At 64.1% G+C, this 14,046-nt stretch carries 13 protein-coding genes, 1 tRNA gene and 1 pseudogene; 9 read left to right on the plus strand and 6 right to left on the minus strand.

What is annotated here, in order from left to right; all coding sequences use genetic code 11:
- Positions 1-223: 223 nt before the first annotated feature.
- Entirely contained in the window at positions 224-1,630 is a 1,407-nt protein-coding gene (gene glnA, locus QO034_RS06745) for a type I glutamate--ammonia ligase (protein WP_284484746.1), read from the minus strand.
- Positions 1,631-1,669: 39 nt separating this feature from the next.
- Positions 1,670-2,008 carry a P-II family nitrogen regulator gene (locus QO034_RS06750; protein ID WP_284484747.1) on the minus strand — a complete coding sequence of 113 codons (339 nt, stop codon included), beginning with the start codon at positions 2,006-2,008 and terminating at the stop codon, positions 1,670-1,672.
- Positions 2,009-2,179: 171 nt separating this feature from the next.
- Here QO034_RS06750 and QO034_RS06755 point away from each other — a divergent pair, with 171 nt between their 5' ends.
- From QO034_RS06755 to QO034_RS23335, 3 genes and pseudogenes are all read left to right on the plus strand, one after another.
- Positions 2,180-3,748 carry an NAD(P)H-hydrate dehydratase gene (locus QO034_RS06755; RefSeq protein ID WP_284484748.1) on the plus strand — a complete coding sequence of 523 codons (1,569 nt, stop codon included), beginning with the start codon at positions 2,180-2,182 and terminating at the stop codon, positions 3,746-3,748.
- A gap of 226 nt (positions 3,749-3,974) precedes the next feature.
- Positions 3,975-4,059 (plus strand) — tRNA-Leu (locus QO034_RS06760).
- Positions 4,060-4,366: 307 nt separating this feature from the next.
- Positions 4,367-4,826: pseudogene (locus QO034_RS23335) on the plus strand (IS5/IS1182 family transposase); the annotation flags it as partial.
- A 1-nt stretch (position 4,827) separates the two neighbouring features.
- Here the strand turns inward: QO034_RS23335 and QO034_RS06770 are convergent.
- From QO034_RS06770 to ccmI, 3 genes are read right to left on the minus strand one after another with little or no spacing between them, the layout of a single operon-like run.
- On the minus strand, positions 4,828-5,058 hold the full coding sequence (locus QO034_RS06770) for a DUF1289 domain-containing protein (protein WP_284484750.1): 231 nt from the start codon (positions 5,056-5,058) through the stop codon (positions 4,828-4,830).
- A complete protein-coding gene (ruvX, locus tag QO034_RS06775; protein ID WP_284484751.1) occupies positions 5,055-5,537 on the minus strand; it encodes a Holliday junction resolvase RuvX in 483 nt (160 codons plus the stop codon). Before ruvX ends, QO034_RS06770 begins: the two co-directional genes overlap by 4 nt.
- Positions 5,534-6,769, minus strand: a complete 1,236-nt coding sequence (ccmI, locus tag QO034_RS06780; RefSeq protein WP_284484752.1) for a c-type cytochrome biogenesis protein CcmI — start codon at positions 6,767-6,769, stop codon at positions 5,534-5,536. Before ccmI ends, ruvX begins: the two co-directional genes overlap by 4 nt.
- A gap of 226 nt (positions 6,770-6,995) precedes the next feature.
- Between ccmI and QO034_RS06785 the strand changes: the two genes are divergently transcribed.
- From QO034_RS06785 to QO034_RS06805, 5 genes are all read left to right on the plus strand, one after another.
- A complete protein-coding gene (locus tag QO034_RS06785) occupies positions 6,996-8,240 on the plus strand; it encodes a sarcosine oxidase subunit beta family protein (RefSeq protein ID WP_284484753.1) in 1,245 nt (414 codons plus the stop codon).
- A 72-nt stretch (positions 8,241-8,312) separates the two neighbouring features.
- Positions 8,313-8,657: a TfoX/Sxy family protein gene (locus QO034_RS06790; RefSeq protein WP_284484754.1), complete on the plus strand. Its 345-nt coding sequence runs from the start codon at positions 8,313-8,315 to the stop codon at positions 8,655-8,657.
- Positions 8,658-8,661: 4 nt separating this feature from the next.
- Positions 8,662-8,991: a sarcosine oxidase subunit delta gene (locus tag QO034_RS06795; protein ID WP_284484755.1), complete on the plus strand. Its 330-nt coding sequence runs from the start codon at positions 8,662-8,664 to the stop codon at positions 8,989-8,991.
- Positions 8,988-11,999 (plus strand): sarcosine oxidase subunit alpha family protein, encoded by a 3,012-nt coding sequence (locus QO034_RS06800; protein WP_284484756.1) that lies wholly within the window; start codon positions 8,988-8,990, stop codon positions 11,997-11,999. Before QO034_RS06795 ends, QO034_RS06800 begins: the two co-directional genes overlap by 4 nt.
- Complete coding sequence (locus QO034_RS06805; RefSeq protein ID WP_284484757.1) at positions 11,992-12,558, plus strand: sarcosine oxidase subunit gamma; 567 nt, start codon at positions 11,992-11,994, stop codon at positions 12,556-12,558. Before QO034_RS06800 ends, QO034_RS06805 begins: the two co-directional genes overlap by 8 nt.
- Before the next feature lie 3 nt (positions 12,559-12,561).
- Here QO034_RS06805 and QO034_RS06810 read toward each other — a convergent pair whose 3' ends face one another.
- A complete protein-coding gene (locus QO034_RS06810) occupies positions 12,562-13,326 on the minus strand; it encodes an FkbM family methyltransferase (protein ID WP_284484758.1) in 765 nt (254 codons plus the stop codon).
- 103 nt (positions 13,327-13,429) lie between these two features.
- On the opposite strand from QO034_RS06810, the gene QO034_RS06815 reads away from it, so the two are divergent.
- Positions 13,430-14,029: a superoxide dismutase gene (locus QO034_RS06815; protein WP_284484759.1), complete on the plus strand. Its 600-nt coding sequence runs from the start codon at positions 13,430-13,432 to the stop codon at positions 14,027-14,029.
- The last annotated feature ends 17 nt before the right edge of the window (positions 14,030-14,046 follow it).

The following is a 14,046-nucleotide window of genomic DNA, read 5'->3' on the forward strand; positions in this document are numbered from 1 at the left end:
AATCAGAGGCGAAATTTCAGGGATGTCGACGCAATGCCGGGTCAGAGGGTCAATTCCGACGCCAAAGACGCATGCGACGACGTTCTCAGTCGGATCATTTTGCCAACACCGCCGAGATGCCGGGATGGGCTTCGCTCCGCAAGGGGCGGTCGGAAACGGAACAGGCGCCCTTTTGGGGCGCCTGTCGGTCGTTTCCTGCTCGGGAAACCTGCGGTCTTTCAGATCAGCAGCTGTAATACATTCCGAATTCGACCGGGTGCGGCGTGTGCTCGTATTTGTGCACTTCGTCCATCTTCAGGTCGATATAACCTTCGATCTGTGCCTTTGTGAACACGTCCCCCTGCAGGAGGAAGTCGTGGTCAGAGGCCAGGGCATCCAGCGCTTCCCGCAGGCTGCCGCAGACGGTGGGGATACCGGCCAGTTCTTCGGCGGGCAGGTCATAGAGGTTCTTGTCCATGGCTTCGCCCGGATCGATCTTGCTCTTGATGCCATCGAGACCGGCCATCAGCAGGGCCGCGAAACACAGGTAGGGGTTTGCCGCCGGATCGGGGAAGCGGGCTTCCACACGCTTTGCCTTGGGGCTTTCGGTCCACGGAATACGCACGCAGCCGGACCGGTTCCGGGCGGAGTAGGCGCGCAGAACCGGTGCCTCAAAACCCGGAATCAGGCGCTTGTAGCTGTTCGTCGACGGGTTGGTGAAAGCGTTCAGGGTCTTTGCGTGCTTCAGGATGCCGCCGATGAAATAGAGCGCTTCCTGGGACAGGTCGGCATATTTGTCGCCGGCGAACAGCGGTTTGCCGTCCTTCCAGATCGACATGTTCACATGCATGCCGGATCCGTTGTCGCCATAGATCGGCTTGGGCATGAAGGTCGCCGACTTGCCATAGGCGTGGGCCACGTTGTGGATCACGTATTTGTATTTCTGAAGCTCGTCGGCCTGCTTGGTCAGCGTGCCGAAAATCAGGCCCAACTCGTGCTGGCAGGAGGCCACTTCGTGGTGGTGCTTGTCGACCTTCATGCCGAGACGCTTCATCGTCGACAGCATTTCGCTGCGCAGATCCTGCGCTTCGTCGGTCGGGTTGACCGGGAAATAGCCGCCCTTCAGGCCGGGGCGGTGGCCCATGTTGCCCATTTCATATTCGGTGTCGGTGTTCCAGGAGGCGTCGGTCGCATCGACCTCGTAGGAGACCTTGTTGATCGTGTTGCTGAACCGCACGTCGTCAAACAGGAAGAATTCCGCTTCGGGACCGAAATAGGCCACGTCGCCGATACCGGAAGCCTTGAGGTAGGATTCGGCTTTTTCGGCGGTGCCGCGCGGGTCGCGTTCGTAGGATTCGCCTGTGTCCGGCTCGACCACCGAGCAATGCACGCACAGGGTCTTTTCGGCATAGAACGGATCGATGTAGACGCTGTCGGTGTCGGGCATCAGCTTCATGTCCGATGCTTCGATCGACTTCCAGCCGGCAATCGACGACCCGTCGAACATGAAGCCTTCGTCCAGGAAGTCCTCGTCCACCAGATCGGCGATGACGGTCACGTGCTGCAGCTTGCCGCGCGGATCGGTGAAGCGGACGTCGACATACTCGATGTCTTCATCCTTGATCATCTTGAGAACTGCGTCCTTGCTCATTCCCTTGGGTCCTCTTCTTTAGAAATGTGTGTTTGTGAGTTACAGCGCGTCCGAGCCGGTTTCCCCGGTCCGGATGCGGATTGTCTGTTCGACGCTGCTGACAAAGATCTTGCCGTCGCCGATCTTGTTGGTCTTGGCGGCCGACACGATGGCTTCGATGGCGCCGTCGACCTGATCATCGTCAAGGACGACCTCGATTTTCACCTTGGGAAGAAAATCCACGACGTATTCGGCCCCGCGATAAAGTTCAGTATGACCCTTCTGGCGTCCGAACCCCTTGACCTCGATAACGGAAAGCCCCTGCACGCCGACGTCCTGCAACGCCTCTTTGACTTCATCAAGCTTGAACGGTTTGATGATCGCCTCGATCTTTTTCATCGGCCTCTCCTGAAAATCGACTTTCTTGGGGGGTGAGACCATTTCCGTCTGTTGTCTACAATCGGTTCCGGTGGCACGGTTCATCCGGGAGGCCCTGAAATCGGGGCGCAGCTTCAATTTTATGCATGTTGCATAAAAACTAGTCGAAAGTGAATCGTTGAAGGGGTGAACATGGCTGAATTGCTGACCGCCGCCGAAATGCGGGCCGTGGAACGTGATGCCATTGCGTCAGGGATCGTGACCGGGCTGGAGCTGATGGAACGGGCCGGCGCGGGGGTGGTCGACGCGATTTTCGAGGAATGGCCGGATCTGGCGCAAGGGTCGCACAAGGCTGTCGTTCTGTGCGGGCCCGGCAACAACGGAGGCGACGGGTTTGTCGTCGCCCGGCTTCTGCAGCAACGTGGCTGGACCGTGACCGCGCATCTGATGGGAGAGGCCGACCGGCTGCCGCCCGATGCCAGGACAAACCACGATCTCTGGATCGGCATGGGTCCCTGCCTGCCGTTGTCGGATGGTAGTCTGGGCAGTGTCAAATCGTTGCCGGACCTCGTTGTGGACGCCTTGTTCGGCACCGGGTTGGCGCGCCCTGTCGAGGGCGACGCGGAATTTCTGCTGGGCAACCTGGACACGCTGCGGCGCGACTTCGGTGTCCGCAGCGTCGCGGTCGATATCCCTTCGGGGATCTGTTCGGACAGCGGAAAGGCGCTGGGCTGTTTTCCGAAAGTCGATCTGACCGTCAGCTTTCACAGCGAAAAGCTCGGGCATCGCCTGGAACAGGCCGACACCCATTCCCGCCGGGTCGTCGTCAAGGATATCGGATTGCATCATTTCGACCCGGAAGACGAACGCCACGATCATGTCTGGTGCGTGGAGCCGCCCGCCGCCGACCTGCTGGACAAGCCCGTATCCGGCCAGAAATACACCCAGGGGCACGCCCTTGTCCTGACCGGCGGGGCAGGGCGCACCGGCGCGGCGCGGCTTGCGGCCATGGCGGCGCTTCGGGTCGGGGCGGGGCTCGTGACCCTCGGGGTTCCGCAAAGCGCCATGTCCGAAGTGGCGAACCAGATCACGGCGCTGATGATGATCAAGGTGCCCGATGCGGAAACCTTGGGAGAGCTGTTGTGGGACACCCGGCTGAACGCGCTGTGCCTCGGTCCGGGGCTGGGGCTGACGGATCTGCCGCGATCCCTGATTGCCACGGTTCTGCCTTTGCGCAGGCCCGTGGTTCTGGATGCGGATGCATTATCGATGTTTCACAAAACGCCGGCGGAGCTTTTTGACATGCTGCACGAAAAGGCGGTGCTGACGCCACATCGGGGCGAATTCGCCCGGCTTTTTCCCGACCTCGACCAGAAACTGAAACAGGAGCCGCAGAAGGGGCCGGCCTATTCGAAAGTCGACGCGGTGCGCGCCGCCGCCAGACGGGCGGGCTGCACCGTTCTGCTGAAAGGGGCCGATACGGTGATGGCGGCGCCGGACGGGCGATGTTCCATCCATTCCGCGCAATATGATCGGGCCGCGCCCTGGTTGGCCACGGCCGGGTCGGGGGACGTGCTGTCCGGGATGATCACCGGCCTGATGGCGCGCGGCCTCGCACCCTTGACCGCCTGCGAAACCGCATCCTGGCTTCACACGCAATGCGCGCTGATGTTCGGCCCCGGTCTGATCGCAGAGGATATCGCCAGCCAGATCCCGGCGGTCTTGCGGGATCGCGGGATTCGGACGCCGTCTGCCGGATGATTGGTCGAAGGACCGAAGGGTTGGGGCCAACGGAAATTCCGACCGGATGACTGCCCCGTACGCGCGCAGCAATGGAAAGCACGGGTTGCATGTCCCGAGCGGCGCAGGCGAAGGGAGGGACATCGGCGCCGTCATGCGTTCCGATTTGCTCTCGCATCCGCATTCAAGCTTTGGTAAGCATCGCCGGACGCGATGGCGGGGTGTGACACCCGGCTGACCGGCCTGTGCGGGTGTGGCGGAATTGGTAGACGCACCAGATTTAGGTTCTGGCGCCGCAAGGCGTGGGGGTTCAAGTCCCTTCACCCGCACCATCCTACTCCTTTGAAAACAAAGAAAACCCTTGCAAATAAGGGCTTCTGTTCGCTTGATAGTTACGGTTGTGGTCGCAAATGGGGTCTGGAATGGCTGGCAAGGTTTGACACATGGTCACACGCAGCGGGCGCTATCACACCCGGCGGTTTTGTCAGAACGATTCCTGTTGAGGCGGGCAGGGCAGCCTCGTCGTGTCGGCCATGACCGAAGGTGATCTTTTCAAGGGCTTTCAAAGCCGTCCCGACATCATCCGCCTGGCGGTTATGCTCCATATTCGGTTTGCGCCAGCAATGTCCCGAGAAGGGGGCAGCGGGCGCCAAAGGGGGGGGCCGCCGTTCCCGCGGTGGCTTCACGACCAGGATCCGCCCCCTCGTCAATGCCGCCGGCCCGCCCGTGAGGGCAGGGATCGCACCGGGCCGGACGTCGGGCTGTCCCGGCTTCGATCCGGCGATGGCGGACAATCCGCCGAACCCGTGCGCGCTTCCGGCCGACTGTGGCCATGAGGCTGACGGCTTTGGGAAAACACTGGTAAATGGCGATGGGCTTCCGGCGATACCCCGCCGGGCAAGGGATGCGGAGATCGGGCAGGATGCGGACCGCGGCGGACCGCTCCCTCCGCCGGCCGCGCGACTTGGTCGAACGCCGCTTCAACAAGCCGAAAAACGCCCGGCGGGTCGCCGCCCGCCACGCCAAGACCGCAGAGAGCTTCCCGGGGTTCATCGACACAACGTCGATCCGCATTTGGATGCGCTATTTGTCGGTATGAGTTAGCGTTTCAGCCTGGCGGCACGTCCGCCCCGGCGGCGGGCCAGGCTTGGGGCCCGGTCGGGCAGGGCCGCGGTGATCCTGGCGCGTTCCTCCGAGGTCATGCGGGACCAGCGGGTGATCTCGTCCACGCTACGCAGGCATCCGGTGCAGATGCGTTCCACCGGATGCACGACGCAGACCCTGACGCAGGGAGATTCGATTTCGTCACGCTTCCAGACATCGTCGCTCATGGTCGGCTCTCGTTTCTGATGTGGCGCATGCGGTCCAGCGCGCCTTGCAAGATATAGCTCGCCGCGACGTGATCGATGACCTCGGCGCGACGCTTTCGCGTCGTATCCGCCTCCAGCAGCGCTTTTTCGGCGGCAACGGTGCTCAGCCGTTCATCCCAGAACCCGATGGGCAAGTCCGTCAGGCGCGCGAGGTTGCGGGCGAAGGCCCGGGTGGACTGGCAGCGCGGTCCCTCGCTGCCGTCCATGTTGCGGGGCAGGCCGAGCACGATGCCGCCGGCCTCGCGATCCGCGAGAATGGCCAGCAGACGGTCGGCGTCGAGAGTGAATTTCTTGCGCCGGATGGTTTCAACCGGCGTGGCCGACGCGCCGATACGGTCCGAGACCGCAACCCCGATGGTCTTGTCGCCAAGGTCCAGCCCGACCAGCGCGCGCATTGCCGGACAGGCCGCGGCGAAGGCGTCGAACGGATCGAGGATCATTCCGGCAAACCGGCCTGCCGCGCCGCGTCGTCGATTACCGACATGGCTTCCGCGTCGCCGTCAAAGACCTGCCGGGCGTCGCGCAGCACCGCTTGCGCCTGGTCGGTGTCGCCCAGGACGCCAAGCGCCCCGATCAGCCGCGCCCATTCGGTCGGCGTGCCGCCTTCGGTGGCCAGGCGGTCGGACAGACCCTGAACCATGCCCCGGATCATCTGCTGGCGGTCCTCTGCGTTCATCTCGCCAGCAGCCTCCACATCCGCGGCGGTCGGGCCGGGCGCAGCGGGGACGGGCGCTTCCTCGGGCAGGGTGAATTCGACGCCGGCCCGCATCGCCATCTCTTCGATCTGGGCGCGCACAGGGACGATCCAGCGCGCTTCCGGCGGACCTTCGCGCAGAAGCGCGTTCCAGACCCGGAACGCGATGTCCGGGCGTCCGGTCTGCGCCATCATCAGGCCCCAGTAATACCGCGCCGGCCCGTTGTCCGGATCGCGCGCCAGCACCTGCCGCAGCACGGATTCCGCTTCCGGCGAGACATATCCGCCGGCGGCCAGGATCAGCATGTCGGCGTAATCCGCAAAATCCGCAGCGGTGGCCGCATCGCCCTTGAGACGCAGCACTTCGGCCTGCGCGGCATGGGCGGCGGCGAAGTTCCCGGTCGCCGCCTCGTTGCGCGCCAGAAGCATCTGCCCCTGCACGTCGCCGGGGCGGTCCGCGACCGTTTCGCGCAACCGTTGCACCAGCGCGAGGTAGTCCTCGCTCAACCCGTCCAGCGCCGGGGCGGGGGGCAGACCGGCTTCGGCCTCGGCCTGTCCGGGCCGTCCGGCGCGGGCCTGTTCCGCCAGTTCGATCCGGTGCGTCAGGCCCAGGTCGCCGTAGCCGGGCGCGCCCAGGCTGCGGTACAGCATCAGGCTGCCGACGACGAGGAGCGCCGCCAGCGCCACCGCCGCGATCCCGGTCATGGCCCGCGCCGCGCCGGAACCGGTGCGCGCCGATTGCGCCTGCGCGTCCGCCGACAGGATGCGGCGCGACACCTCGGTTCGAATGCGGATCGCGTCGGATTCGTTGATGACGCCGCGGTCCAGGTCCCGGTCCACATCCTTGAGCTGATCGCGATAGACGCGCATGTCGTAGGCCGCCGCCGGCTCGGCCGCGGCGCGGCTGCGCAGCAACACCAGCGCGAATGTTGCGGCGATCGCCAGCGCCATCGCCGATGTAATGATCCAGAACGTCATGTGGTCTCCTGCGGTTCGATCCTCATGTAGCCGTCCGCGGGGGGTAAAAAAAGGGACAAAGCGGCGCAACCGCGCCTCCCGGCGCGGCAATTCCGGCAGATGTCGCAAACGGGGCAGGAAACGCCGCGCCGGGTATCCTCTTTTTGGCGGGTTTGCGCAGAAGCAGTGTATATGTTCGCATCACGATCATGTCGAATCTTCCTTCGCCGGTGCACAGGAGTCTTTGATGAAACGCTATTCCGCCTTTGCCATCGCGCGCGAAGCCCTGCGCAACCACACCGGATGGGCTCGGGCATGGCGGGCAGCCGAACCGAAGCGGTCCTATGACGTGATCATCGTCGGGGCGGGCGGGCACGGGTTGGCAACGGCCTATTACCTTGGCAAGAACTTCGGCGTCACCAATGTCGCGGTGCTGGAAAAGGGCTGGCTGGGGGGCGGCAACACCGGGCGCAACACGACGATCATCCGCAGCAACTACCTTCAGGACCCGTCGGCGGCGATCTACGAGAAATCGCGCAGCCTTTATGAAACCCTCAGCCAGGAACTGAACTACAACCTGATGTTCAGCCCGCGCGGCGTCATCATGCTGGCGCAGACCCAGCACGAGGTGCGCGGCTACCGGCGCACGGCGCATGCCAACGCGCTCCAGGGGGTGACGACCGAATTCATCAGCCCCGCGCGGGTCAAGGAACTGGTGCCGATCATCAACCTGTCCGGGCCGCGATACCCGGTGCTGGGCGGCTTGTGGCAGGCGCGCGGCGGAACCGCGCGCCATGACGCGGTGGCCTGGGGCTATGCGCGGGCCTGTTCGGACATGGGCATGGACATCATCCAGAAATGCGAGGTCACGGCGATCCGGCGCGAGGGCGGCAAGGTCACGGGCGTGGACACGTCCAGGGGTCCGATCGACTGCCGCAAGCTGGGCATCGTCGTTGCCGGGCATTCCGGGGTGCTGTCCGACATGGCGGGGTTCCGGCTGCCGATCGAATCCGTGGCGCTTCAGGCGCTGGTTTCCGAACCGATCAAGCCCTGCATGGACGTGGTGGTGATGGCCAACACCGTGCATGGCTACATGAGCCAGTCCGACAAGGGCGAGATGGTGATCGGCGGCGGTGCGGACGGCTATAACAATTATACCCAGCGGGGCAGCTTCCACCATATCGAGGAAACCGTGCGCGCGCTGATCGAAACCTTCCCGATGGTCAGCCGGCTCAAGATGCTGCGGCAATGGGGCGGGATCGTCGACATGACCGGCGACCGCTCGCCGATCCTCTCGAAAACCCCGGTCGAAGGCGTGTTCATCAACTGCGGCTGGGGCACCGGCGGCTTCAAGGCGATCCCCGGTTCGGGCTGGGGCATGGCGGAACTGATGGCCAGGGGCCACTCGCCGCTGACCGAGGCATTTTCGCTGGACCGGTTCCGCGAGGGGCGTTTCATCGACGAAAGCGTCGCCGCCGGGGTGGCGCACTGATGCAAATTTCTTCGAAGAAATTTGCCAAGAATTTTCGAAAATTCTTGGCCGGTTCGCGCGGAGGCCGGCGTCATGACCTATTCTGAACCCATGGCCGAAACCATGCGCGCCGATCTGGGGGTTGAACCGGGCCTGTCCGAGCAGAAGATGTTCGGGGGGCTCTGTTTCCTGCTGCACGGCAACATGATCGGCGGCATCGGAAAGGATGGCGCGCTCTATCGCCCCGGCAAGCCCAACGAGGACGCCGCCCTCGCCTTGGAAGGCGTCACCCCGATGGTAATGGGCGGGCGCCGGATGGGCGGTTTCGTGCGGCTCGACGACGACGGGTTCGCCGATGACGTCATCCGCCGCAAACTCACCGAAATCTCGCTGGGCTTCGTGGCCGGCCTGCCCCCAAAAGACATGATACAAGGATGAGAGCATGCTGATCCTCACCTGTCCCTATTGCGGCATCACCGCCGATGAAACGGAACTCGCGCCCGGAGGTGAAGCGCATCTGAAACGCCATGGTCCGGGGTCGGGCGACGACGAATTCCACAGCTATCTTTTCACCCGCGAGAACCCTCGCGGGGTGCATTTCGAACGCTGGCGCCATGCCTATGGCTGCGGCAAGTGGTTCCACGCCGCGCGCGATACGATGACGCTGGAAGTGTTCGGCACCTACAAGGCGCAGACCACCGAACCGCCCAAAGAGGTGCGCGCCGCGATCACCGCCCGTCATCCGGGCTGGAGCTGGAGGGACTTTTCATGAGCCATCGCCTCGCCGATCACGGCCGCCTGATCGACCGCAGCAAGCGCATCGGGTTCAGCTTCAACGGCGCGCCGCTGGCGGGCCATCCCGGCGACACCCTTGCGTCGGCGCTTCTGGCCAATGCCAGGATGATGGTCGGCCGGTCCTTCAAGTATCACCGCGCGCGCGGCGTGGTGGCTTCGGGCGCCGAGGAACCGAATGCGCTCATGAACATGGGACAGGGCGCGACGTTCGAACCGAACCAGCGCGCCACGACGACCGAACTGTTCGACGGGCTGACCGCCCGCAGCCAGAATCACTGGCCAAGCCTCGATTTCGACATCGGCGCGATCAACACGCATCTGTCGCGCTTCCTGCCCGCGGGTTTCTATTACAAGATGTTCATGTATCCGCGCGCCTTCTGGAAACATGTCTACGAACCCTTCATCCGCCAGTCCGCGGGTCTGGGCCAGGCGCCCAGGGAGCGCGATTGCGACACCTACGAACATTTCTATGCCTTCACCGATGTGCTGGTGATCGGCGGCGGTATTGCCGGGCTCCTGGCCGCCCATGCTGCGGCGCAATCCGGGGCCAAGGTGCTGGTGCTGGAACAGACCGCATTCTGGGGCGGTCGGTCGCCGGTCGATGGCGGTACGGTCGATGGCGTTCCGGTCGAACAGGCGATCGAAAAGATTGTCGGCGAACTCGAAGAGATGGACAATGTGACCCTGCGCACCCGGTGCATGGGGGCAGGCGTCTATGACCACGGCTACGTCCTGGGATACGAACGTCTGACCGATCACCTGCCGGTCGCGGAGGGTCCGCGCCACCGGTTGTGGCGGATCCGCGCGGCGCAGGTGATCACCGCCACCGGCGCGATCGAACGCCCGCTGTCCTTTGCGGGAAACGACGTTCCGGGCGTCATGCTGGCGTCGGCCATGCGCGATTACGCGGTGAACTACGGCGTCGCCGCGGGGCGCAGGATCGTCATCGCCACCAACAATGACGACGCCTATCGTACGGCGCTCTGTCTGAAAAAGGCCGGGCTTGACGTGGTGCGGGTGCTCGACGCCCGCAGCATTGGCGGCGGCGCGCTGATGGAGGAGGCCCGCGCCGAAGGTATCCGGATCGACTGCGGCCGCGCCATCGCCAAGGTCACGGGTGGCAAACGCGTCAGAAAGGTGAAGATCTGTGCCCAGGACGGCATTGGCGGTGCTCTCGAGGACATCGACTGCGATGCGGTCGCCATGTCGGGCGGCTGGTCTCCGGTGGTGCACCTGTGGTCCCATTGCGGCGGCAAGCTGGTCTGGGACGAGGATCAGGCGCATTTTCGTCCCGACCCGGAACGCCCCCCCACCGGCCCCGATGGCGCGGGGTTCGTGACCGCGGCGGGCGCCGCGAATGGCATCCTGTCGCTGGACGGCGCGCTCAAGGACGCCACTGCGGCGGGGCGTGCGGCGGCCAAGGCGGCCGGGTTCAAGCCCAGGCGCACAGCCGCGCCGACAGGCGATTCCGTCGCGGAGGCGCCGCTGGAACCGGTCTGGCTGATGCCGCGCGCGGCGCAGGTGTCGCTGCGGTCCAAATCGTGGCTGGACTTTCAGAACGATGTGAAGGTCTCGGATGTGCAGCTTGCGGCCCGTGAAGGGTTCGAAAGCGTCGAACACACCAAGCGATACACCACCTTGGGCATGGCGACGGATCAGGGCAAGTTGAGCAACATCAATGGATTGGCGATTCTTTCCGATGCGCTTGGACAGCCGATCCCGGCGACGGGCACGACGACCTTCCGGCCGCCTTATACGCCGATCTCGATGGGCGCGATCGCCGGCGAGGCGCGCGGCGAGGTGTTCCAGCCCCTGCGCAAGACGCCGATGCACGACTGGCACGCGGCCCATGGTGCCGACTGGGAACCGGTCGGCCACTGGCGGCGGCCCTATGCCTTCCTGCGTGATGGCGAACGGGTGCATGACGCGGTGGAGCGAGAGGTGAAGAACACGCGCCAGGCCCTTGGTTTGCTTGACGCATCCACGCTCGGAAAGCTGCTGGTCAAAGGGCCCGACGCAGGGCGGTTCCTCGACATGCTCTACACCAACATGATGTCGACGCTGAAACCGGGACACTGCCGCTATGGGCTGATGTGCAGCGAGAACGGGTTCCTGATCGACGATGGAGTCGTGGCCCGGATCAACGAGGATACGTTCCTCTGCCACACGACGACGGGCGGAGCCGACCGCATCCACGGGATGATGGAGGAATGGCTGCAGACGGAATGGTGGGACTGGCAGGTGTACGTCGCCAACCTGACCGAACAGTTCGCGCAGGTGGCCGTGGTCGGACCCAATGCCCGCAAGGTGCTGGAGAAACTCGGCGGCATGGATGTCAGCGCCAAGACACTGCCGTTCATGGGGTGGGCCGACGGGCGGATCGGGGGTTTTGACTGCCGCGTCTACCGGATTTCCTTCTCCGGCGAACTGAGCTTCGAGATCGCTGTCCCGGCGTCGCAGGGGCTGGCGTTCTGGACCGCGCTGATCGCGGCGGGCGAGGAATTCGGCGTCATGCCCTACGGCACCGAGGCCCTGCACATCATGCGGGCCGAAAAGGGGTTCATCATGATCGGCGATGAAACCGACGGCACGGTCATTCCGCAGGATCTGGGCCTCGATTGGGCGATCAGCCGGAAGAAGGACGATTATCTTGGCAAGCGCGCGCAACAGCGCCCGCACATGACCGACCCCGGCCGCTGGAAACTGGTCGGGCTGGAAACGCTGGATGGGTCGGTCCTCCCGGACGGTGCCTATGCGGTCGCGCCGGGGCGCAATGCCAACGGACAGCGCAACACGCAGGGCCGGGTGACATCGACCTACCATTCGCCGACACTGGGCAGGGGGATCGCCATGGGGCTGGCACTGAAGGGGCCGGAGCGGATGGGCGAAGTGCTCGAATTTGCCGGCACGGACGGCAAGACCACGAGCGCGAGGATCGTGGACCCGGTGTTTTACGACAAGGACGGGGAGAAACAGAATGTCTGACCCGATCAGCGCCATGAACATGGCCCGCTTTGACGGCATTGCCCGGATAGAGGAAACCGGTCTTCACGGCATGATCACCCTGCGGGGCGATCTGGCGTCCAAGCCGCTGAAAGCCGCGGCGACGGCCGTGGCCGGGGTGGCCTTTCCCGGCGCGAACGAAGCCAATTGCGAGGATGACACGGGAATCTGCTGGATGTCGCCGGACGAGGCGCTGGTCATGTGCCCTTACGATACGGTCAAGGCCGGTGTCGCGCAGATGCAAAAGGCGCTGGCCAGGCAACATGTCCTGGTGGTCAACGTGTCCGACGCGCGAGCCGTGTTTCAGGTGTCCGGCCCGTCGGCGCGCGAGGTCATGGCAAAACTCTGCCCGGTCGACCTGTCGCCCGAGGCGTTCAAACCCGGCATGTTCCGCCGCACCCGCATGGCACAGGTGGCTGCCGCTTTCTGGATGGTGGACGATCAGACCTTCCGGATCGTGTGTTTCCGTTCGGTCGCGGACTACGTGTTCTCGCTGCTCAGGGTCGCGGCGCAGCCGGGGTCCGAAGTCGGCTGTTTCTGAGGCTCAGCCGCAGAGCAGAACGGACCGGAACCGGTTCAGCGCATCGTCGTCCAGAAGGCTTTGCGGCGCGATGTCCAGCCGGGCTTCGTCCTGCCAGCGCGGATAGAACCCCAGGGCGTCTATCAGTTCCTCCACGCGCCGCCTGCGGTCCGCCGGGGCGAGGAACGGCGCATGGATCGACAGCAACAGCGCCGGACGCCGTTTCGCTAGCCAGGGGGTCAGCGTCGGCAGAAGGTCGAATTCCGCGCCTTCCACATCCATCTTCACCAGCGACACGCCGTTCAGGTCGACTGCCGTTTCGAACTGGTCGAAACCGAGCGTCAGAACGTCCGATCCGGCCGCGCCCGCCGGGTTCAGCAGGCTGGTGGTGCTGTCTCCCTTTTCGCCGTGAAACCCGGCCATGCGGGCGACGCCAACGCCCTGGGACAGGGCCGCGGCAAAGGCGCTGACATTGTTCAGCCCGTTCAGGTCGATGTTCCAGGCCAGCGCCCGGAATGCTTCGGGATCCGGTTCGAAACACCAGACATGCCGGGCCTTGCGCGCGCCGTAAAGGACGGTAGGGCCGATCCAGGCGCCGATGTCGAGATAATCGTGATCCTTGTCCAGATACCTGTCCAGCATTGCGAACGTTTCCGGTTCCCAGCCGCCCGCGCTGGCCTTGCGCCAGAACTTGCTGTGATAGGGATCGAAACGGAATGGCTCCCCGTTCAGCGCTCCGCTGACATAGCCTCTGGCGCGATACACCATCTTTCGTGCCCGTGTCAGCAACGCGGCCTCCGGTCTTGCATTGTTTTGCCCCGCGACCCTTGACCTGTCCCGTTCCGCGCCGCATGTAACGGGTCGGAACGGAAACAACAGTGGGGGGCCGAAAATGGCTTTTGAACTACCCGATCTTCCTTATGCACATGATGCGCTGGCTTCCAAGGGCATGTCCAAGGAAACGCTCGAATATCATCACGACCTGCACCACAAGGCCTATGTCGACAACGGCAACAAGCTGATCGCCGGCACCGAATGGGACGGCAAGTCGCTGGAAGACATCATCACCGGCACCTACGACAAGTCCGCCGTCGCGCAGAACGGCATTTTCAACAACATCAGCCAGTTGTGGAACCACAACCAGTTCTGGGAGATGATGGGACCGGGCGACAGCGCGATGCCGGGTGAACTTGAGAAAGCCCTGACCGAGAGCTTTGGCAGCGTCGACAAGTTCAAGGAAGCGTTTTCCGCGGCGGGCGCGGGACAGTTCGGGTCCGGCTGGGCCTGGCTGGTCAAGAACGCGGACGGATCGCTTGCGGTCACGAAGACCGAAAACGGCGTCAACCCGCTGTGTTTCGGCCAGACAGCGCTTCTGGGCTGCGATGTGTGGGAACATTCCTACTATATCGATTTCCGCAACAAGCGCCCCGCCTACCTGACCAACTTTCTCGACAACTTGGTCAACTGGGAAAACGTCGCCTCGCGTATGTGAACCCGTAGCGACGGCAG

It is taken from the genome of Sedimentitalea xiamensis, from assembly GCF_030164465.1.
GTDB classification, from domain to species: domain Bacteria; phylum Pseudomonadota; class Alphaproteobacteria; order Rhodobacterales; family Rhodobacteraceae; genus Sedimentitalea; species Sedimentitalea xiamensis.

Excerpts from the sequence above, each read along its gene's own strand:
- glnA (WP_284484746.1), bottom strand. The coding sequence starts at position 1,630 with ATGAGCAAGGACGCAGTTCTCAAGATGATCAAGGATGAAGACATCGAG.
- QO034_RS06750 (WP_284484747.1), bottom strand. The coding sequence starts at position 2,008 with ATGAAAAAGATCGAGGCGATCATCAAACCGTTCAAGCTTGATGAAGTC.
- QO034_RS06755 (WP_284484748.1), top strand. The coding sequence starts at position 2,180 with ATGGCTGAATTGCTGACCGCCGCCGAAATGCGGGCCGTGGAACGTGAT.
- QO034_RS06770 (WP_284484750.1), bottom strand. The coding sequence starts at position 5,058 with ATGAGCGACGATGTCTGGAAGCGTGACGAAATCGAATCTCCCTGCGTC.
- ruvX (WP_284484751.1), bottom strand. The coding sequence starts at position 5,537 with ATGATCCTCGATCCGTTCGACGCCTTCGCCGCGGCCTGTCCGGCAATG.
- ccmI (WP_284484752.1), bottom strand. The coding sequence starts at position 6,769 with ATGACGTTCTGGATCATTACATCGGCGATGGCGCTGGCGATCGCCGCA.
- QO034_RS06785 (WP_284484753.1), top strand. The coding sequence starts at position 6,996 with ATGAAACGCTATTCCGCCTTTGCCATCGCGCGCGAAGCCCTGCGCAAC.
- QO034_RS06790 (WP_284484754.1), top strand. The coding sequence starts at position 8,313 with ATGACCTATTCTGAACCCATGGCCGAAACCATGCGCGCCGATCTGGGG.
- QO034_RS06795 (WP_284484755.1), top strand. The coding sequence starts at position 8,662 with ATGCTGATCCTCACCTGTCCCTATTGCGGCATCACCGCCGATGAAACG.
- QO034_RS06800 (WP_284484756.1), top strand. The coding sequence starts at position 8,988 with ATGAGCCATCGCCTCGCCGATCACGGCCGCCTGATCGACCGCAGCAAG.
- QO034_RS06805 (WP_284484757.1), top strand. The coding sequence starts at position 11,992 with ATGTCTGACCCGATCAGCGCCATGAACATGGCCCGCTTTGACGGCATT.
- QO034_RS06815 (WP_284484759.1), top strand. The coding sequence starts at position 13,430 with ATGGCTTTTGAACTACCCGATCTTCCTTATGCACATGATGCGCTGGCT.